General features: G+C 71.2%; 23 protein-coding genes. 11 read left to right on the top strand and 12 right to left on the bottom strand.

Translation table 11 applies throughout. The features are described 5' to 3' along the window. The first annotated feature begins 1 nt into the window (after position 1). On the top strand, positions 2 to 784 hold the full coding sequence (gene dapB, locus CCO04_RS16665; protein ID WP_215815249.1) for a 4-hydroxy-tetrahydrodipicolinate reductase: 783 nt from the start codon (positions 2 to 4) through the stop codon (positions 782 to 784). A gap of 22 nt (positions 785 to 806) precedes the next feature. Here dapB and CCO04_RS16660 read toward each other — a convergent pair whose 3' ends face one another. From CCO04_RS16660 to CCO04_RS16650, 3 genes are read right to left on the bottom strand one after another with little or no spacing between them, the layout of a single operon-like run. Further along, positions 807 to 1,112, bottom strand: a complete 306-nt coding sequence (locus CCO04_RS16660) for an AzlD domain-containing protein (RefSeq protein WP_215815248.1) — start codon at positions 1,110 to 1,112, stop codon at positions 807 to 809. Further along, entirely contained in the window at positions 1,109 to 1,771 is a 663-nt protein-coding gene (locus tag CCO04_RS16655) for an AzlC family ABC transporter permease (RefSeq protein WP_215815247.1), read from the bottom strand. Before CCO04_RS16655 ends, CCO04_RS16660 begins: the two co-directional genes overlap by 4 nt. Before the next feature lie 4 nt (positions 1,772 to 1,775). Continuing rightward, positions 1,776 to 2,294: a GNAT family N-acetyltransferase gene (locus CCO04_RS16650; RefSeq protein ID WP_215815246.1), complete on the bottom strand. Its 519-nt coding sequence runs from the start codon at positions 2,292 to 2,294 to the stop codon at positions 1,776 to 1,778. A gap of 53 nt (positions 2,295 to 2,347) precedes the next feature. On the opposite strand from CCO04_RS16650, the gene CCO04_RS16645 reads away from it, so the two are divergent. Beyond that, positions 2,348 to 3,358, top strand: coding sequence for an aldo/keto reductase family protein (locus CCO04_RS16645; RefSeq protein WP_215815245.1), 1,011 nt, complete (start codon positions 2,348 to 2,350; stop codon positions 3,356 to 3,358). An 83-nt stretch (positions 3,359 to 3,441) separates the two neighbouring features. Here CCO04_RS16645 and CCO04_RS16640 read toward each other — a convergent pair whose 3' ends face one another. The 6 genes from CCO04_RS16640 to CCO04_RS16615 form a co-directional block, all read right to left on the bottom strand. Continuing rightward, the gene (locus CCO04_RS16640; RefSeq protein WP_215815244.1) at positions 3,442 to 3,999 is read right to left on the bottom strand and encodes a DUF2690 domain-containing protein; all 558 of its coding nucleotides are present in this window, start codon (positions 3,997 to 3,999) and stop codon (positions 3,442 to 3,444) included. Between the two features lie 314 nt (positions 4,000 to 4,313). Beyond that, the gene (locus tag CCO04_RS16635; protein WP_215815243.1) at positions 4,314 to 4,982 is read right to left on the bottom strand and encodes an EthD domain-containing protein; all 669 of its coding nucleotides are present in this window, start codon (positions 4,980 to 4,982) and stop codon (positions 4,314 to 4,316) included. A 53-nt stretch (positions 4,983 to 5,035) separates the two neighbouring features. Next, a complete protein-coding gene (locus tag CCO04_RS16630) occupies positions 5,036 to 5,623 on the bottom strand; it encodes a DUF3043 domain-containing protein (protein ID WP_215815242.1) in 588 nt (195 codons plus the stop codon). Positions 5,624 to 5,625: 2 nt separating this feature from the next. Further along, complete coding sequence (locus CCO04_RS16625) at positions 5,626 to 6,006, bottom strand: zinc ribbon domain-containing protein YjdM (protein ID WP_308281290.1); 381 nt, start codon at positions 6,004 to 6,006, stop codon at positions 5,626 to 5,628. Beyond that, complete coding sequence (gene nadA / locus CCO04_RS16620) at positions 5,999 to 7,174, bottom strand: quinolinate synthase NadA (protein ID WP_215815241.1); 1,176 nt, start codon at positions 7,172 to 7,174, stop codon at positions 5,999 to 6,001. Before nadA ends, CCO04_RS16625 begins: the two co-directional genes overlap by 8 nt. Positions 7,175 to 7,202: 28 nt before the next feature. Beyond that, on the bottom strand, positions 7,203 to 8,066 hold the full coding sequence (locus CCO04_RS16615) for a GNAT family N-acetyltransferase (RefSeq protein WP_308281289.1): 864 nt from the start codon (positions 8,064 to 8,066) through the stop codon (positions 7,203 to 7,205). A 35-nt stretch (positions 8,067 to 8,101) separates the two neighbouring features. Here CCO04_RS16615 and CCO04_RS16610 point away from each other — a divergent pair, with 35 nt between their 5' ends. The 4 genes from CCO04_RS16610 to erpA all read left to right on the top strand — a co-directional run bounded on the left by CCO04_RS16610 (position 8,102) and on the right by erpA (position 11,285). Beyond that, positions 8,102 to 9,187, top strand: a complete 1,086-nt coding sequence (locus CCO04_RS16610) for a glycerate kinase (protein ID WP_215815240.1) — start codon at positions 8,102 to 8,104, stop codon at positions 9,185 to 9,187. 40 nt (positions 9,188 to 9,227) lie between these two features. Beyond that, positions 9,228 to 9,698 carry a DUF4334 domain-containing protein gene (locus CCO04_RS16605; protein ID WP_215815239.1) on the top strand — a complete coding sequence of 157 codons (471 nt, stop codon included), beginning with the start codon at positions 9,228 to 9,230 and terminating at the stop codon, positions 9,696 to 9,698. Further along, positions 9,695 to 10,798: an NAD(P)-dependent alcohol dehydrogenase gene (locus CCO04_RS16600; protein ID WP_215815238.1), complete on the top strand. Its 1,104-nt coding sequence runs from the start codon at positions 9,695 to 9,697 to the stop codon at positions 10,796 to 10,798. The genes CCO04_RS16605 and CCO04_RS16600 overlap by 4 nt, the downstream gene beginning before the upstream one ends. Before the next feature lie 70 nt (positions 10,799 to 10,868). Next, on the top strand, positions 10,869 to 11,285 hold the full coding sequence (gene erpA / locus CCO04_RS16595) for an iron-sulfur cluster insertion protein ErpA (RefSeq protein WP_252373353.1): 417 nt from the start codon (positions 10,869 to 10,871) through the stop codon (positions 11,283 to 11,285). A 92-nt stretch (positions 11,286 to 11,377) separates the two neighbouring features. On the opposite strand, the gene CCO04_RS16590 is transcribed toward erpA, so the two are convergent. Then, on the bottom strand, positions 11,378 to 11,590 hold the full coding sequence (locus CCO04_RS16590) for a hypothetical protein (protein ID WP_215815237.1): 213 nt from the start codon (positions 11,588 to 11,590) through the stop codon (positions 11,378 to 11,380). Positions 11,591 to 11,673: 83 nt separating this feature from the next. On the opposite strand from CCO04_RS16590, the gene CCO04_RS16585 reads away from it, so the two are divergent. Continuing rightward, a complete protein-coding gene (locus CCO04_RS16585; protein WP_308220370.1) occupies positions 11,674 to 12,663 on the top strand; it encodes a carbohydrate kinase family protein in 990 nt (329 codons plus the stop codon). On the opposite strand, the gene CCO04_RS29845 is transcribed toward CCO04_RS16585, so the two are convergent. Both CCO04_RS29845 and CCO04_RS16575 read right to left on the bottom strand, forming a co-directional pair. Further along, complete coding sequence (locus tag CCO04_RS29845; protein ID WP_308281287.1) at positions 12,656 to 12,880, bottom strand: sulfurtransferase TusA family protein; 225 nt, start codon at positions 12,878 to 12,880, stop codon at positions 12,656 to 12,658. The two genes, CCO04_RS16585 and CCO04_RS29845, sit on opposite strands and share 8 nt — an antisense overlap. Continuing rightward, entirely contained in the window at positions 12,877 to 13,995 is a 1,119-nt protein-coding gene (locus tag CCO04_RS16575; RefSeq protein WP_215815235.1) for an aminotransferase class V-fold PLP-dependent enzyme, read from the bottom strand. The genes CCO04_RS29845 and CCO04_RS16575 overlap by 4 nt, the downstream gene beginning before the upstream one ends. 293 nt (positions 13,996 to 14,288) lie before the next feature. Here CCO04_RS16575 and coxB point away from each other — a divergent pair, with 293 nt between their 5' ends. The 4 genes from coxB (at position 14,289) to CCO04_RS16555 (ending at position 18,512) form a co-directional block, all read left to right on the top strand. Next, positions 14,289 to 15,029, top strand: coding sequence for a cytochrome c oxidase subunit II (coxB, locus tag CCO04_RS16570; RefSeq protein WP_215815234.1), 741 nt, complete (start codon positions 14,289 to 14,291; stop codon positions 15,027 to 15,029). 65 nt (positions 15,030 to 15,094) lie between these two features. Next, positions 15,095 to 16,717 (top strand): cytochrome c oxidase subunit I, encoded by a 1,623-nt coding sequence (gene ctaD, locus CCO04_RS16565; RefSeq protein WP_215815641.1) that lies wholly within the window; start codon positions 15,095 to 15,097, stop codon positions 16,715 to 16,717. Beyond that, a complete protein-coding gene (locus CCO04_RS16560) occupies positions 16,717 to 17,133 on the top strand; it encodes a cytochrome c oxidase subunit 4 (protein ID WP_215815233.1) in 417 nt (138 codons plus the stop codon). The genes ctaD and CCO04_RS16560 overlap by 1 nt, the downstream gene beginning before the upstream one ends. Positions 17,134 to 17,297: 164 nt before the next feature. Next, the gene (locus tag CCO04_RS16555; protein WP_308281286.1) at positions 17,298 to 18,512 is read left to right on the top strand and encodes an Ig-like domain-containing protein; all 1,215 of its coding nucleotides are present in this window, start codon (positions 17,298 to 17,300) and stop codon (positions 18,510 to 18,512) included. The last annotated feature ends 4 nt before the right edge of the window (positions 18,513 to 18,516 follow it).

Below are 18,516 nucleotides of genomic sequence, written 5' to 3'. Positions count from 1 at the left end.
CGTGACGTCACGTGTCGCGGAGAACACCGCTGGAGACCGCCTTCGAGTCGGGGTGCTGGGCGCCCGTGGCAAGGTCGGAGCCGAGGTCGTCCGAGCCGTCGAGGCGGCCGCCGACCTCGACTTCACCGTCGGCGTCGATGCCGGCGACGACATCGCCGCCCTGCACGAGTCGGGGACCCAGGTGGTCGTCGACTTCACCCATCCCGACGTGGTGATGAACAACCTGCGCTCCTGCATCGACCACGGCATCCACGCCGTCGTCGGCACCACGGGCTTCGACGACGAGCGCCTCGCCACGCTGCGCGGCTGGCTCGCCGACCGCCCCGGCACCGGCGTCCTGATCGCCCCGAACTTCTCGATCGGCGCGATCTTGATGATGAGGTTCTCCGCCGTCGCCGCCCCCTTCTTCGAGTCGGTCGAGGTCGTCGAGCTGCACCACCCGACCAAGGCCGACGCCCCCAGCGGTACGGCGGGCCGCACCGCCGAGCTCATCGCCGCCGCCCGCCGCGACGCCGGCTGCGACCCCATGCCCGACGCGACCAGCACCGGCCTCGACGGCGCGCGCGGCGCCGACGTCGACGGCGTCCGGGTCCACAGCGTCCGGGTCCGCGGGCTGGTCGCCCACCAGGAGGTCATCCTGGGCGGCCTGGGCGAGACGCTGACCATCCGGCACGACTCGCTCGACCGGGTCTCCTTCACGCCCGGCGTGCTGACCGGGGTGCGCCGGATCGGGGACTTCCCGGGGCTCACCGTCGGCCTCGAGCACTTCCTCGACCTGGGCTGAGCCGGACCCGGGCGGAGCCGGACTAGAGCAGCCGGAGCAGGGCCGCCGCGGCCGCCGAGCCGAACACCACGACCAGGAACGGCGCCCGGGCCAGCAGGAGCAGCACCGCGACGCCCAGCGCGGCCGCCCGGGCGTCGAGCACGAGCGCGCGTCCTGACGGCGCCGCGAGCACCTGGACGGCGACCAGCGCGGCCAGGAGCGCGACCGGGATGAGCTCGGCGATCCGGGCGACGAGCGGGTTGCCCAGCACCCGGGCCGGCACCGAGAGCCCGGCGAGCTTGAGCAGGTAGCAGCCGATGCCGGCGCCGAGGACGGCCCACCAGATCATCTCTTCAGCACCCCCACGAGGACGGCGACGCCCGCCGCCACGAGCACCGGTACGCCGGCCGGGGTCACCGTCACCGCGCCGGCGGCGACGAGGGCGGCCAGCACGGCCACGGCGCGCAGCAGGGGCGTGGTCAGGCGCGGCCAGAGCAGGGCGAGGAAGGCGGCGCCGACGGCCGCGTCGAGGCCGAGGTCGCGCGGGTCGCCGAGCTGCTCGCCGGCGACGGCGCCGACGAGCGTGGTGAGGTTCCAGAGCACGAAGATGGTCGCGCCGGTGGTGAGGAAGCCGGTCCGGGCGAGGTCCCGGTCGGGCCGGGTGACCGCCATCGCGGTCGACTCGTCGATGAGGACGTGGGCGGCGGCGGCCCGGCGCCAGCCGCGGTAGCCGAGCAGGGGCGCCATCCGGAGCCCGTAGAGCGTGTTGCGGGTCCCGAGCAGCAGCGCGGCGAACGCGCCGGCCAGGGGAGTGCCGCCGGAGCCCAGCACCCCGACCAGCGCGAACTGCGAGGCGCCGGTGAACATCACCAGCGACAGCGCGCAGGTCTGCCAGACGTCGAGGCCCGAGGTGACCGCGACCGCGCCGAAGCTCAGGCCGTAGGTACCGGTGGCGATCGCCACCCCGAGGCTGTCGCGGACGACGGTCCGGCGGGTCTGCTGCTCCACGGGCTCACGCCAGCGCGGTGTGCAGCCGCACCTGCTTCACGTGGGTGCCGGCTTCGTCGGCGAGCTCGCGGCTGGCCCCGTCGGGTGCCCAGCCGGCGCTGGTCAGGAAGGCGCGCAGCACGTCGTCGGTGGCGTCGGCCCAGCTCACCGCGCGGGTGAAGCCGTCGGCGGCGAGCGTGTCGACGCACGCCTGGAGCAGGCGTGAGCCGTGGCCGGCGCGGGTGGCGCCGGGGTCGACGGTGAACTCGGTCATCTCGCCGTCGGCGGCCGGGTCGGCATCGGGGTCGGGGTTGGGGCCGGTCAGCGCGAAGCCGACCACCTCGGCGCCCGCGAGCGCCACCAGCGCCCGGTGCCGGGCCTCGGGCGGGCGGGACAGGGACTGGCGCCACGCGGCGGCGAGGGTGTCGGCGTCGAGGCCCGCCCCGCCGTCGTACCGCTCCTGCCAGGCGCGCAGCTGGACGGCGGCGATCCCGGGGGCGTCGGCGGGCCAGGCGACCCGCACGGAGACGTCGGCAACGACCATGGTCCGCAGTCTGTCAGGGCGCCGGTGTGGTGCAGCGCACTAGGGTCGGGACCATGGAGATGCGCAACCTCGGCGCGAGCGGTCTGAGGATCTCGGCCCTCGCCTACGGCAACTGGATCACCCACGGCTCCCAGGTCGAGGAGGACGCCGCGCTCGCCTGCGTGCGCCAGGCCCTCGACGAGGGGATCACCACCTTCGACACCGCCGACGTCTATGCCAACACCGCCGCCGAGACCGTCCTGGGCAAGGCCCTGGCCGGCGAGCGGCGCGCCGGGCTCGAGATCTTCACCAAGGTCTTCTGGCCCACCGGCCCCGGCAAGCACAACGACCACGGCCTCTCGCGCAAGCACATCATGGAGTCGATCGACGGCTCGCTGCGCCGGCTCGGCACCGACTACGTCGACCTCTACCAGGCCCACCGCTACGACCACGAGACGCCGCTCGAGGAGACGATGCTGGCGTTCGCGGACGTCGTGCGCGCCGGCAAGGCGCTCTACATCGGCGTCTCGGAGTGGCGGGCCGAGGAGATCCGCGCCGCGGCGGACCTGGCGCGCGAGCTGCGGGTCCCGCTGATCTCGAACCAGCCCCAGTACTCCATGCTCTGGCGCGTCATCGAGTCCGAGGTGGTCCCCACCTGCCGCGAGCTCGGCATCGGCCAGATCGTCTGGTCGCCGATCGCCCAGGGCGTGCTCACCGGCAAGTACCTGCCCGGTCAGCCCCCGCCGGCCGGCTCCCGGGCCACCGACGACAAGGGCGGCGCCAACGACATCAGCCGCTGGCTGCGCGACGACGTCCTGGAGCGGGTCCAGCAGCTGCGCCCCATCGCCGAGGGCGCGGGCCTGACCCTCGCCCAGCTCGCCGTGGCCTGGGTCCTGCAGAACGACAACGTCTCCGCGGCCATCATCGGCGCCAGCCGGCCCGAGCAGGTCACCGAGAACGTCAAGGCCGCCGGGGTCCGCCTCGACGCCGACACGCTCGCGGCGATCGACCGGGTGCTCGAGGGCGTCGTCACCACCGACCCGGCGCTGACGAGGTCGCCGCGCCGCTCGGAGATCCTCGGCTAGCAGCCGGTGTGCTCGCGCGACCGCACGCGCGAGCACACCGGCGAGTTCTCGTGAACCTCAGACGCCGCGATCCGGACGAAGAGCTAGTTGACATGGATCCAATCGCACCTGGCCCCGCAGCGAACCTGCCACCACTGCGAGCTGGTCGGCTGGGTCCCAGGGAAGATGTAGAACGATCCGGTGACCTTGGTGTTCCCAGGTGCATAGAGCATGCGGCTGTACGACCACGTCGCCACGTCGTTCTCCCACGCGGTCTGACCCGCCGCGTTGTCCTGGAACCCCGGGACCATCTTCTTCTTGATCAGACGCTTGGGGCCCCACCACTCGATCCAGTTGGTCTGGCACCTCGGTGAGTAGACCATGCTCGCGGTGCCGCCCATGATCGCCTTAGACGTGATGACGTACGCGCCGGACCCGCAACCGGACTCGTACGGCAGCTTGTTGTTGTAGCTGGCGCCGGCGAGTGCCGCGCCAGAACGGAAAGACGCAGTGCTGGGCAGCCTGGAGTCGGACGTGGCTGCGGCCGGCTGGAGTCCCGTGAAGATGAGAGCCAGCAGCGCGACGAGGCCGAGGGCGGCTGTGGTTCCGACCAGCCGTGGAGTTCTGGTGCCGGTGGCTGAGTCGGGCTGTCTTCCTGTCATGTGCATTGGTTTCCTCGCTCTCGGTTGGGTCGGTCGCCCGCGAGGTTTCTGTCGGTCCTTGGGGGTGGGGGACGGGCCACTGGCACGCGCGGTCTCGACGGCGGCACTTCCCCAGGGATGTCGCTGTCCAGGCTGTCGGAGCCCGGCCCAGCGATCCCTGCCCCCAACGGCACTCCGCGGGTGGTCGTACTGCTTGAGCAATCGGTCCGGGTGCGTCCACCTGGTTGTCTACCAGTGTCGCTCCGAAGGACAGGTTTGGTCAAGGCTCGTGGAGAAGGCCGACTCGGTTGGTCAGCGCGAGTCGTGCTAGCGCCTCAGAGCGCGAACGCGTAGCGGCTGGTGGGCACCAGGTCGAGCCCGTCGGAGGCGCCGAAGCGGGCGCAGCTCTCCATGAGGGCGGTGAACCGGCGGTCCAGCTCGGCCTGGTCCCCGCCGCTGCCGTAGAACGCGTGCTGGTCGCTGAGCGCGGCCATCGGGAAGAGCTCCTCGACGATCCCAGCGACGTCCCGGCCACCGGGAGTCAGGTGCTCCACGACCGGGTTCTGGACGTAGCCGAACGTGCCCTGGGTGTCGATCGCGACCTGGGTGTGCCGCTCCAGCCAGTCGCGGAGCCAGGCCTCGTGCGCCATCGCCGCCGGGCGGCGCAGGAAGGCGATGTTGGCCAGCGCGTCCGCCCGTTCCCCCTCCGGTACGACGGGCGGCACGAGCGGCTCGCGCTCGTCGACCTGCCAGGCGTCGGCGTCCGCGTCGAGCGCGCGGACGGCGTCCAGCAGGGCGGCGGGGTCGGTGAGGCCCCAGGCGGAGACCACGGCGGTGATCGGCGTGCCCGGGCCGAAGCGCATCGCGGGCGCGACGGCGTCGTCGTCCAGGTTCACCTGGAGCCGCGACGCGCCGGCCGCGGCGGCCTGGGCACGGAACGCGGGGGAGAGCAGGGCGGCGCCCAGCCCCGGCACGGGCGCGTGCAGCGCGGCGATGACCTTCACGCCCGGCAACCTAACGCATGCTTGGCTGCCGGGGTGGGCGGAACGGACGAGGACTACTTGTCGTAGTCGTCGGGCAGCGGCTGGCCGATCTTGACGCGGGCCTTGGGCAGGCGCATGAACTTCATCTGCATCGCCCGGGTCAGCGTGTAGTAGGTGGTGCCCTTGAGCGGCTCGTCCGGGAAGCGGCGCTTGAGCTCGCGGCGCACCTTGAAGCGCAGCAGGAGCATGTCGCCCACGACGAACAGCACGGTGGCGAGCAGGATCATGCTGCTGGCCCGGGCGAGCGCGGAGTTGCCGGTGTAGCCGAGCATCAGCCCGACCAGCATCAGCGGGATGACCATCTCGACCAGGGAGAAGCGGGTGTCGACGAAGTCGCGGATGAAGCGCCGGACCGGGCCCTTGTCGCGGGGCAGGAAGTAGCGCTCGTCGCCCTTCTTCATGCCCTCGCGGATCTTGCGGCTGTTCTCGGCGCGGTACTCGCGCTGCTTCTTGGCGAGCTCACGCTTGTCGCGCGGGGCCTTGTTGCGCGCCTTGGCGGCGGCCTCGGCCTCCTTGCGCGTCGGCGTGGGCCGGCCCTTGCCGCCGGGCTTGACGACCGCCGGCTGCTCGGACTCGACGGGGGTCTTGGTGCGCTTGAACACGCTCAGGCCTTCCTGACCAGGCTGGACTTCAGTTGCATCGGGCCGAACCCGTCGACCTTGCAGTCGATGTCGTGGTCGCCGACGCGGTCGGCGGGGTCGACGATCCGGATGGCGCGGACCTTGGTGCCGGACTTGATCGGCTTGGGGGCGCCCTTGACGGGCAGGTCCTTGACGACGATCACGTCGTCACCGTCGGCGAGGGGCGTGCCGTTCGCGTCGCGGACGACGCCGGCCGCCGCGGCCTCGTCGGCCGCGGCCGCCACCTCGGCAGGCGACCACTCGTGGGCGCACTCGGGGCAGACCATGAGGTCGCCCATCGCGTAGGTGAACTCACCCCCGCACGCAGGGCAGGCGGGCAGGACGTCGGTGGCGCTCTCAGTCACGGTGCGCCTTGCCCGGCAGGTCGAGCATCCGCTGCAGCGCGGTCAGCGCGTCGGCCTCGGTCTGCGGGTCGACCTCGATCTGGTTGACCACGACGCCCTCGACCAGGTTCTCCAGCGCCCACACGAAGTGGGGCAGGTCGATCCGGTTCATCGTGGAGCAGTAGCAGACGTTGCGGTCGAGGAACATGATGTTCTTGTCCGGGTGCGCGTTCTTGAGGCGCTGGACGAGGTTGAGCTCGGTGCCGATCGCCCAGCTCGAACCGGCCGGCGCCGCCTCGATCGTCTTGATGATGTACTCCGTCGAGCCGACCTGGTCGGCCTTGAGCACGACCTCGTGCTGGCACTCGGGGTGCACGATCACGTTGAGGTCGGGGACCTTGACGCGCAGCTCGTCGATCACGTCGGCCGAGAACCGGCCGTGCACCGAGCAGTGGCCCTTCCAGAGGATGATCTTGGCCTGGGCGAGCTCGTCGGCGCTCAGGCCGCCGTTGGGCTTGTGGGGGTTCCACACGACGCACTCGTCGAGGGAGTAGCCGAGCTTGAGCACGGCGGTGTTGCGCCCGAGGTGCTGGTCGGGCAGGAAGAGGACCTTGGTGTCCTCGCCCTTCTGGGCGTAGGCCCAGTCGAGGGCGACCTCGGCGTTGGACGAGGTGCACACGACGCCGCCGTTGCGGCCGCAGAACGCCTTGATCGCGGCGCTGGAGTTCATGTAGGTGACCGGGACGACGACGTCCTGGACGCCGGCCGCGGCGAGCGCCTCCCAGGCCTTCTCGACCTGGGCGATACGGGCCATGTCGGCCATCGAGCAGCCGGCCGCGAGGTCGGGCAGGATGACCCTCTGGTCGGGGCCGGTGAGGATGTCGGCGGACTCGGCCATGAAGTGCACGCCGCAGAAGACGATGTACTCGGCGTCCGGGCGCGCGGCCGCGTCGCGGGCGAGCTTGAAGGAGTCGCCGGTGACGTCGGCGAACTGGATGACCTCGTCGCGCTGGTAGTGGTGGCCCAGCACGAACAGCTTGTCGCCGAGCTTCTCCTTGGCCGCGCGGGCACGCGCGACCAGGTCGGGGTCGGAGGCGGCGGGCAGGTCGCCCGGACACTCGACACCACGCTCGGAGAGCGGGTCGGTACCCCGGCCGAGCGGCAGCAGTGGAAGGTCCACGGTGGTCATGGCCTCATCCTAGTTTGGCCCTGCTCGTTCAGAGCAGCGCCCCGTCGTGCAGGTACGGCGCCGGGGGCGCCATCCCGCGCAGCCCGAGGTAGCCGCGGGTGGTGAGCTCGAGGCGCGCGGCCAGCCCGACGTCGACCGCCCACCCGTTGGCGGTGGTGACGTGCCCGGCGAGGAAGCCCTCGCCGGAGCGGGCCAGGCACTCCCAGAGCAGGTCGCGCGCGGTGGCCTCGTCGCGGGCGGCCAGCAGGGTCAGCTTGCTCGCGCTGGCGTAGGCGTAGCCGCTCCGGTCGGCCGCCACGACGAGGGCCTCGTCGCCGCCGAGGGCGTCGTGGTCGGCGCTGTGCGGGCCGCCGCGGTGGTGCCGGTCGATCTCGTCCATCCACTCGAGGTCCTCGGACCGGCCCGCGCGCAGCCCGGTCACGGCCGGCAGCGCGCTCCGGTCGACGGCGCCGCTGAGCCGCAGCTGGGGGTGCAGGGCGAAGCCGGCGGCGTGGTAGCGCCGGGCGGCGCGCGGGTCGGCCGACGCCGACAGCATCGCCCGCGGGCAGCCGGTGCCGTGCTGCTGGGCCGCGTCGAGGAGCCGGGCGCCGATCCCGGCGCCCTGGAGGGTGGGCCGCACGGCGAAGGTCACCAGGCACCACACGTGCTCGCGCCGGATGCTCGTGGCCAGGCCGACGACCTCGCCGGCGTCCTCGGCGACCCAGCAGCCGCCGGGGTCGGTCTCGAGGAAGCGCCGGGTCCGGGCGATCCAGCCCGCCCCGCGCTCCGCGTTGCGTCGTTCGGGCAGGGGCTCGGTGACGGCACGCAGGGCCAGGTCGAGCTCGAAGAAGGCGTCGGCGCTGATCTGCTCGGCGGCGGGGACGTCCTCGGGCGACATGGGGCGGATGTGCACACCGGGGACGGTACGGGTCCACCATGATGGGCCGCATGCGGATATTGGTCGCCCCCGACAAGTTCGCGGGCACCCTGACGGCGGTCGAGGCCGCCGAGGCGATCGCGGCCGGCTGGCACCGGCACGCGCCCGACGACGAGGTCGTGCTCGCCCCGATGTCGGACGGCGGCCCCGGCTTCGTCGACGTCCTGCACGCCTCGCTCGGGGGCGACCTGCTCGCCGTGACGGTCGAGTCGCCCTCGGGGGACGAGGTCCCGGCGACGCTGCTGCTCGTCGGCGACACGGCGTACGTCGAGAGCGCGCAGGCGTGCGGCATCCACCTGACCCGCGGCGAGCTCGGCGAGTTCGGCACCACCGTCGGCGTCGGGACGCTCGTGCTCACCGCCATCAACGCCGGCGCCCGCCGGGTGGTCGTGGGCCTCGGCGGCTCCGGCACCATCGACGGCGGTGCCGGCCTCCTCGCCGCGCTCGGTGCCGACGCCGACGTCTCGCTCGACGTCGGCGGGATCTTCCTCGACGGCATCACCGAGGTCGACCTCGGCATCGCCCGCAGTCTGGTCGACGGCGTCGAGCTGGTCGCGGCGACCGACGTGGACAACCCGCTGACCGGGCTCTTCGGCGCCGCCAAGACCTTCGGGCCGCAGAAGGGGCTCGACGACGACACCCAGGCGGTCATGGACCGCTACCTCGAGCAGCTCGCCGCCGCCACCGACCGCCGCCTGGCGCTCGAGCCGGGCGCCGGCGCGGCCGGCGGCCTGGGCTTCGCACTGCTGCTGCTCGGCGGGCACCGGGTCTCCGGCATCGAGCTGGTCGCCGAGGCCGTCGACCTCGCCGAGCAGGCCAAGGCGGCCGACCTGGTCATCACCGGCGAGGGTGCCTTCGACTTCAGCAGCCGGGCCGGCAAGGTCCCGGCCGGCGTCGCCGCGGTCGCCGCCGAGGCGCTGCGCCCCTGCGTGGCGCTCGCCGGGCAGGTGCTGGTCGGCTCGCGCGAGATGCGCGCGCTGGGCATGGACGCGGCGTACTCGCTGGTCGAGGCGGTGGGGGAGAGCCGGGCCTACGGCGACCCGGTCGGCTCGCTGAGCGAGCTGGCCGCGCGGGTGGCGCGCACCTGGTCCTCGTGACCCCTCGCCAAGAGGTGGAACGTGTTCTAGATTGCTCGGCGTGACCGACATCCGAACCCGTTTCGACGACCTGCGGGCCGCCGAGCGGGCCGAACCCGCCGATCTCGACGCCCTGTGGGCCGACCTCGCCACCGTCGAGGTCGAGGAGATGCTCGGGGCCTGGCACGGCGGCGATTTCGCCACCGGCCACGTCGCGAGCACCGTGCTGGAGCAGGTGCGCTGGCACGGCAAGCGCTTCGACAGCGCGCTCGAGGCGGTGCCGCTGGTGTGCCGGGGCGAGGACGGAGAGCTCTACTCCAACCTCGCCGCCGGGGGCGGTGGGGAGGCCTCGTTGTGGTCCGTCGGGTTCCGTGGCGAGGTCACGGCGACGATGGTCTACGACAAGATGCCGGTCTTCGACCACTTCAAGAAGGTCGATGACGACACCGTCATGGGGATCATGAACGGCAAGCTCGCCGGGACGTTCGGGATCGACGACCTCTACTACTTCTGGCTGGAGCGTGACGCGTGAAGACCACTGCCTACCTCGTCGAGGAGCCCGGGGGCGACTTCGTCGTCGCCGACGTCGAGCTCGAGGAGCCCCGCGACGACGAGGTGCTCGTCCGGATCGTCGCGACCGGGTTGTGCCACACCGATCTGACCGTCCCGACGATGCTGCCGCAGGAGATGCTGCCGACCGTCGTGGGCCACGAGGGCACCGGTGTCGTCGAGAAGGTCGGTGCGGGCGTGAGCGGCATCGCGGTGGGTGACCACGTCGTGCTGAGCTTCCGCTCCTGCCGTGCGTGCGGACCCTGCCAGGCTGGCGACGTCGGCTACTGCGAGCAGTCGCTGCTGCTCAACTACATGGGCATGCGCGCGGACGGCTCGACCACGATGAAGCGCGGCGAGCAGACCGTGTTCGGCAGCTTCTTCGGCCAGTCGAGCTTCGCCCGCCACGCCCTCGCGTACGCCGACAACTGCGTCGTCGTCGACAAGTCCCTCGACCTGACCCGGCTGGCCCCGTTCGCCTGCGGCTTCCAGACCGGCGCCGGCACGGTGCTCAACGTCCTCGACGCGACCCCCGACCGCCCGATCGTCGTGTTCGGCGCCGGTGCGGTCGGCCTGGCCGCCGTGGCCGCGGCCCGCGGCGCGGGCGTCGAGACCGTCGTCGCCGTCGACCCGGTCGCGGCCCGCCGCGAGCTCGCCGAGGGCTACGGCGCCCACGCGATCGACCCGGCCGACGAGGCGGCCGGCCCGGTCGAGGAGCAGGTCAAGGCGCTGACCGGCGGGGGAGCGGCGTACGCGATCGACACCACGGCCATCCCGGCCGTGGTGCTCCAGGCGCAGCACTCGCTGCGCTCGCGGGGCATGCTCGTCGCGCTCGGCCTGGGCGCGCCGGAGTACACGATCGACGCGATCGACCTGCTCCAGTCCGGCAAGATCGTCCGCTCCTCGATCGAGGGCGAGGCCGACCCGCTGGTCACCATCCCCGAGCTGATCGCGCTGCGCGAGGCCGGGCGGCTCGACGTGGACCACCTGGTCACGACGTACCCGTTCGAGAAGATCGCCGACGCCGTCGCCGACTCGAAGTCCGGTGCCGTGGTCAAGCCGGTGCTCGTGTGGGGGGAATAACCAACACTGTGCGACCATTGGGCTAGTCGAACACCCTTCGGCTACACAGCCTGACACACCTGGAGTGAGCATGAGCGACGCCTGCTGCGGAGGCGGCAACAGCCACGACGCCCACGGCGCGACCACGACCGTCGCGACCCCCGTGGACCTCGACCGCCGTGAGGACCAGATCAACCTGAGCCCGGTGGCGGCCACCAAGGTCAAGAGCCTGCTCGAGCAGGAGGGGCGTGACGACCTCGCGCTGCGCATCTCGGTGCAGCCCGGCGGTTGCTCGGGCCTGCGCTACCAGCTCTTCTTCGACGAGCGCACCCTCGACGGTGACGTCGTCACCGACTTCGACGGTGTGGCCGTCGTCGTCGACCGGATGAGCGTGCCCTACCTCAACGGTGCGGTCATCGACTTCGTCGACACCATCGAGAAGCAGGGCTTCACGATCGACAACCCCAACGCCACGGGTTCGTGCGCGTGCGGTGACTCGTTCAACTGACGAAGTGCGGGGGTTGCTCCCCCGAAATGCGGAACGCGCCCCGGTTGCCCGGGGCGCGTTCCGCATTTCGGGGGAGCAACCCCCGCACTTCGTCAGTCCAGGTGCAGGTGCAGCGCGTTGGCGAGGCGCTGGGCGGCTTCGCTGATCTCGATCTCGCGCTTGGGGGTCTCGCGGGGCAGCTCGTCGAAGTGGATGCTGGGCGCCGGACGGGTCGCCTTGACCGCGGCCTCGGCCAGCCGGCGGCTCACGGCCTCGCAGTCGGCGTGCAGGTCGGCGGGGGCGGCGAGCTCTTCGTAGGACGACATATGCCGACGGTAGGCGTTACCCCCGGGTAGACCCAGTGGGATCGCGGGTCAGGACCGCGACGGCTCGGTTAATGTTCCGTGTCGTGACTGCACCCACGGGCTCCCTCCTGATCGCCGGCTCGATCGCGACCGATCACCTCATGACCTTCGGCGGCAAGTTCGCCGACTCCCTCGTGGTCGACCAGCTGGACAAGCTGTCGGTCTCGTTCCTGGTGAACGACCTCGAGATCCGCCGCGGCGGTGTCGCCCCCAACATGTGCTTCGGCCTGGCCCGGCTGGGCCTGCGCCCGGTCCTGGTCGGCGCGGCGGGCGAGGACTTCGCCGACTACCGCTCCTGGCTCGAGCGCAACGGCGTCGACTGTGACTCGGTCCACATCTCCGACCACAAGCACACCGCCCGCTTCGTGTGCACCACCGACACCACGATGGCCCAGTTCGCCTCGTTCTACCCGGGCGCGATGAGCGAGGCCAGCCAGATCGAGCTGCTGCCGATCGTCGAGCGCGTCGGTACGCCGATGTACGTCCTCATCGGCGCCGACGACCCCGAGGCGATGAAGCGCCACACCGAGGAGTGCCGCCAGCGCGGCTACGCCTTCATCGCCGACTGCTCCCAGCAGCTCGCCTTCGCCGAGGGCGACCTCATCCGCGAGCTCATCGACGGTGCGGCGATCCTGTTCTCCAACGAGTACGAGTCGCACGTCATCGAGAAGAAGACCGGCTGGACCTCCGACGAGGTGCTGGCCCGCGTCGGCATCCAGGTGACGACCCTCGGCAAGGACGGCGTCCGGGTCACCACCAACGACGGCACCTCGTTCGAGGTCGCCGCCGCCAAGGACGTGGCCGCGGTCGAGCCGACCGGTGTCGGCGACGCCTTCCGCTCCGGCTTCCTCGCCGCGCTCTCGTGGGGCACCTCGCTCGAGCGGGCCGCCCAGGTCGGCTGCGTCCTCGCGGCCTACGTCGTCGAGACCGTCGGCACCCAGGAGTACGACTTCACCGCCGAGCAGTTCGTCGACCGGGTCCGCCTCTCCTACGGCGACGCGCCGGCCGACGAGGTCGCCGCGTTCGTCAAGTGAGCCGGCGCACGACGTAGCGGGGCGCGCCGTCCGCGGCGCGCTCCTCGCCGACGTACTCCTGGCCGCGCATCCGGCACCACGCCGGTACGTCGTACCGGGCGGCGGGGTCGTGGGCCACCACGGCCAGCAGGTCGCCCACGGCGACGTCCGGCAGCGCCTTGGCCAGCTCGATGATCGGGCGCGGGCAGGGCAGGTCGCGGCAGTCGATCTCGATCACAGCCCGGCCCTCGCCCGGATCGCGCCGACCGCCTCGCCGAGCGCCGCGCCGAAGGCGGCGACCTGCTCGTCGGTCGTCTCCCGGGTCAGCGAGACCCGCACGTTGCCGTGGGTGAGCGCGCCCATCGCGGCCAGCACGTGGCTCGGCTCCAGCGTGGACGCCGTGCAGGCCGAGCCGCTCGCCACGCCGAAGCCGCGCCGGGCCAGCTCGTCGACGATCTCGTCGCCGCCGACGTAGAGGCACGAGAAGGTCACCAGGTGGGGCAGTCGGGCCTCGGGATCGCCCACCACCTCGGTGTCGGGCAGCGCCGCGGCAACGGCCCGGATCGTCTCGACCTGGCGGAACTGCCGCGCCGCGACCTCCTCGCGCTCGGCGAGCACCGCCTGGAGCGCCGCCGCCGCGGCCAGCGCGGCCGGGACGTTGGGGAAGCCGCCGAGCTCCTCGAGGCCGTCGTCGCCGGGGAACGGCTGGGTCCACCGCGTCCCCCGTCGTACGACGAGCACGCCGACGCCCGCCGGCCCGCCCCACTTGTGCGCCGACGCGGTCAGCACCGACCAGCGCCGGGGGAGCGGTACGTGGCCCACGGCCGCGGCCGCGTCCACCAGCAGCGGTACGCCGTCGGGCACCTCGGCCTCGTCGACCGGCTGGAGCGTGCCGACCTCCTGGTTGGCCGCCTGGAGCGCCACGGCGCCCACCCCGGGCCGTCCGGCGGCCGCGGCGAGCGCCGCGAGGTCCACCCGGCCCCGGGCGTCGACCCCGACGCTCGCGGTGGCGGGGGAGGGTCGCCACGCGGCCGCGTGCAGGACCGCGGAGTGCTCGACCGCGCTGTGCACGATCCCGTCGCGCCCGGTGGCCGTGGTCAGGCCCAGCAGGCCGCGGTGCACCGCGTCGGTGCCCGAGGCGGTGAAGCCGACCTCGTCGGCGCGCACGCCCAGGGCGTCGGCGACCACGGCGCGCGCGTTGTCGAGGAGCAGGCGGGCGTCCCGGCCGGCGCGGTGCAGGCGCCGCGGGTCGGCGTACCCCCGCTCCAGGGCGGCCGCGAGCGTGTCGCGGGCGGCCGGGTGGAGCCGCTCGGAGGAGGCGGCGTCGAGGTAGACCTCGGGGGTGCTGCTCACGCTCCGACCCTAGAGGAGAGCCCCGGGCCCCGCTTGGGGGGCGTGGCTACGCTCAGGACGGGTGCGACGCGCGCTCTAGGACCCACCCCGCGCGCCGCCCAGAGCCGCTCTCCGCTACTGTTCGCAGTAGTTCTGACCCTCGAGAGGAAGGCTCGTTCGTGGGCTGGTGGCACCCCGAGCGCACGCGTGGAGCGCAGCGACGATTCCGTCGCACGATCCCGCTCGCCGGATTCGTCGTACTCGCGGCCGCGTTGTCCGGTTGCTCCACTGACACCCAGTGGGAGCGCTTCGGCATGCCGAAGATCGTCTCCGAGCAGGGCACGCACATCCTGCAGCTGTGGCAGGGCGCGTGGATCGCTGCGCTGGTCGTCGGTGTGATCACCTGGGCGCTGATCATCGGCGTCCCGCTGTGGTTCCGTCGTCGTAGCGACGACGAGGTCCCGGTGCAGACCCGGTACAACCTGCCGATCGAGATCTTCTACACGATCTTCCCGGTCATCATGGTGATCGCGTTCTTCTCCCAGACCGTGCGCGTGCAGAACATCGCACTCGAGCACGCGCAGCCGGACGTGGTGGTCAAGGTCGTCGGCCAGAAGTGGCAGTGGACCTTCAACTACCCCGACTCGGTGCAGACCCCTGAGGGCACCAACGTCTTCGTCGCGGGCACCGGTGAGGACATCCCCACCCTGGTGATCCCGGTCGACAAGACCGTGGAGTTCCAGCTCTACAGCCCCGACGTCATCCACAACTTCGGCGTGCCGGCCTTCGCCATGCGCATGGACGTCGTGCCGGGCAACAACAACTCGTACCAGGTCAAGCCGACCGAGACCGGCGAGTACGCCGGCAAGTGCTACGAGCTGTGCGGCGCCTACCACTCGCGGATGCTCTTCAACGTGAAGGTCGTCACCGAGGCCGAGTACGAGGCCTACCTCGCCGACCTGGCGGAGAACCCGCAGAACGTCTCCGAGGGTCCGGTCCAGGGTGGCAAGTACTCCACCGAACTGATCACCGACGACGAGGGAGGCCACGAGTGACTACTCTCGCGCGCTCCACGGACCTCTCCCAGCGCAAGCCGCTGGGCCAGCAGCTGGTCCGCATCATGACGACGACCGATCACAAGCTGATCGGCAACCTCTACTTCGTCACCGCCATGGCCTGGTTCATCGCCGGCGGCATCATGGCGCTCCTGATCCGCTCCGAGCTCGCCTACCCGGGCAGCCAGCTGGTCAACGAGGAGCTCTACAACCAGCTCTTCACCATGCACGGCACGATCATGCTGCTGCTGTTCGCGACGCCGCTGTTCTTCGGCTTCGGCAACGCGATCATGCCGCTCCAGATCGGCGCACCCGACGTCGCGTTCCCGCGCCTCAACATGTTCAGCTACTGGCTGTACCTGTTCGGTGGCCTCATCGCCGGCGCCGGCTTCCTTGCGCCGGGCGGTGCCGCGTCGTTCGGCTGGTTCGCCTACACGCCGCTGTCCGACTCGGTCAACAGCCCCGGCGTGGGCGGCGACCTGTGGATCATGGGTCTGTGGATGGGTGGTCTCGGCACCATCCTCGGTGCGGTCAACTTCATCACCACGATCATCTGCATGCGGGCCCCCGGCATGACCATGTTCCGGATGCCGATCTTCGTGTGGACCGTGCTGATCACCGCGATCCTCGTGCTGGTCGCCTTCCCGATCCTGGCCGGCGCGCTGCTCTCGCTCGAGGCCGATCGCCAGATCGGGGCCCATGTCTTCGACAGCTCGCACGGTGGTGCGATCCTCTGGCAACACCTGTTCTGGTTCTTCGGGCACCCAGAGGTCTACATCATCGCCCTGCCGTTCTTCGGCATCATCTCCGAGATCCTGCCGGTCTTCAGCCGCAAGCCGATCTTCGGCTACATCGGCCTGGTCGGCGCGACGCTCGGCATCGCGATCCTCTCGGTGGCGGTGTGGGCGCACCACATGTTCGTCACCGGCGCGGTCAACCTGCCGTTCTTCTCCGGCATGACCTTCCTGATCGCCGTCCCAACGGGCGTCAAGTTCTTCAACTGGATCGGCACGATGTGGGGCGGATCAGTCCGCATGGACACCCCCATGCTGTGGTCGATCGGCTTCCTGACGACCTTCCTCTTCGGTGGTCTGACGGGCATCATCCTGGCCAGCCCGCCGCTCGACTTCCACGTCTCCGACTCCTACTTCGTGGTGGCGCACTTCCACTACACGGTGTTCGGCACGGTCGTCTTCGCGATGTTCGCCGGCTTCTACTTCTGGTGGCCCAAGCTCACCGGACGGATGCTCGACGAGCGCCTCGGCAAGATCCACTTCTGGCTGCTGTTCATCGGCTTCCACACCACCTTCCTCATCCAGCACTGGCTGGGTATCGAGGGCATGCCGCGTCGCTACGCCGACTACCTGCCCGGTGACGGCTGGGAGTTCATGAACCAGGTCTCGACGATCGGCGCCTTCGTCCTGGCGTCCTCGCTCCTGCCCTTCTTCTACAACGTCTACGTCTCCCGCAAGGGCCCGCTGGTCAACACCGACGACCCGTGGGGCTGGGGCCGGTCGCTGGAGTGGGCCACGAGCTGCCCGCCGCCGCGCCACAACTTCCACTCGATCCCGCGGATCCGGTCGGAGTCGCCCGCGTTCGACCTTCACCACCCGGAGATCGCCGCCATCGAGATGTACGACGACGAGCCGGCCGCCGAGCTGGCCGGCACGAAGGGAACCGACGCCTGATGAAGATCGAAGCCTGGATCTTCGGCGTGACCACGGTCTTCCTGGTCCTGGTCAGCCCCGCCTACTGGTTCATCACCGACGCCAGCGACCACGGCGCCGACTGGACCGGTACCTCCGCCCTGGTCATGACCACCCTGCTGTGCGCGATGGTCACCCTCTACCTCGGGTTCCACGCCCAGCGGATGGACGCCCGTCCCGAGGACCGCAAGGACGGCGAGATCGCCGACGGCGCGGGCGAGCTCGGCTTCTTCCCGCCGTACTCGTGGTGGCCGTTCTGGTGCGCGCTCACCCTGGGCCTGATCGTGTTCTCGGTCGCCGTGCTCGCGTGGTGGCTGATGATCATCGGGTTCGTGCTCGGTGCGGTCGCGGTCAGCGGCTGGGTCTTCGAGTACTACCGCGGAAACTACGCTCACTGATTGACTGGGCCGAGCGTGTCTTCGGCGCCCGAAAGGCAGCAAGCTGCCCGAGCGGCGCCTCTCGACACGCTGCCGGCCTCCTGTCGGCGGTGTCACACCCTGGTGTGACACCGCCGACGTGCATCATCACGGGATTTCGTGGTGGTGCCGGTTACGCTTTCTCGGTGCCCTTCCCCGCCGCTCCCCGTCGCTCGCGCGTGCTGCGCGCCGCGGCCGTCCTCGTGACGGTCGCCGTCCTGGCCGCCGCGTGCGACGGTTCCGGCTTCTCGCCCACGGGCGGCGGTGGGTCCGACGACAAGACGACCGCTGCGGCCGCGACCGAGGCGGTGCTGAGCACCAACGTGGCCGACAAGGCGAGCGGCGTGCCGGTCGACAAGGTGGTCAAGGTCAGTGCCGAGCACGGCAAGATCACCGACGTCGTGGTCCGCTCCAAGGCCGGCAAGGTGAGCGGGCGGCTGGTCGCCGACGGTTCCCGCTGGGTGTCCACGGGCGGGCTCGAGCCGGGCGTGCGCTACCGGGTCCGGGCCACGGCCCAGAACGGCGACGGCAAGCAGGTCGAGAACATCTCCTCGTTCACGACCCAGGCGCTGAGCCTCGACCAGCAGACCTACCCGTCGGTGGCGCCGCTGCAGGGCGAGACGGTCGGCATCGGTATGCCGGTCATCGTCACCTTCGACCTTCCGGTCACCGACAAGGCGAGCTTCGAGCGGCACATGAAGGTCGCCACGACGCCGGTCCAGCAGGGCTCCTGGCGCTGGGTGAGCGACACGGTCGCGCACTGGCGGCCCAAGGCGTACTGGAAGGCCGGCACCAAGGTCAGCGTCGACATCGGCATCAACGGGGTCGCGGCCGGCGGCGGTATCTACGGCCAGGAGGACCGCAAGGTCGACTTCAAGGTCGGTGACGCCCACGTCTACAAGGTCAACGCCGCGACTCACCAGATGAAGGTCTTCTCCAACGGCAAGCTGCTGCGCACGCTGCCGATCACGACCGGCAAGCCCGGCTTCACGACGCGCTCGGGCGTCAAGGTGATCATGGAGAAGTTCGCCACCCGGCGGATGAACTCCGAGACCGTCGGCATCCCGCAGGGCTCGGCCGAGGCCTACGACATCAACGACGTGCGCTGGGCGATGCGGCTGACCAACTCCGGTGAGTTCATCCACGCCGCCCCGTGGTCGGTCGGCTCCCAGGGGCGCGCCAACGTCTCGCACGGCTGCACCGGCCTGAGCACCGACAACGCGAGCTGGCTCTACGACATGACCCGGCGCGGCGACGTGGTGACCTACACCGGCACGGACCGGCCGATGGAGCCCGACAACGGCTACGGCGACTGGAACATCCCGTGGAAGGACTACGTCGCGGGATCCGCCCTGCACTGAGCCG

The organism is Pimelobacter sp. 30-1, from assembly GCF_018831735.1.
GTDB lineage: Bacteria > Actinomycetota > Actinomycetes > Propionibacteriales > Nocardioidaceae > Nocardioides.
This window is presented reverse-complemented; position numbering and strand designations above follow the sequence as displayed.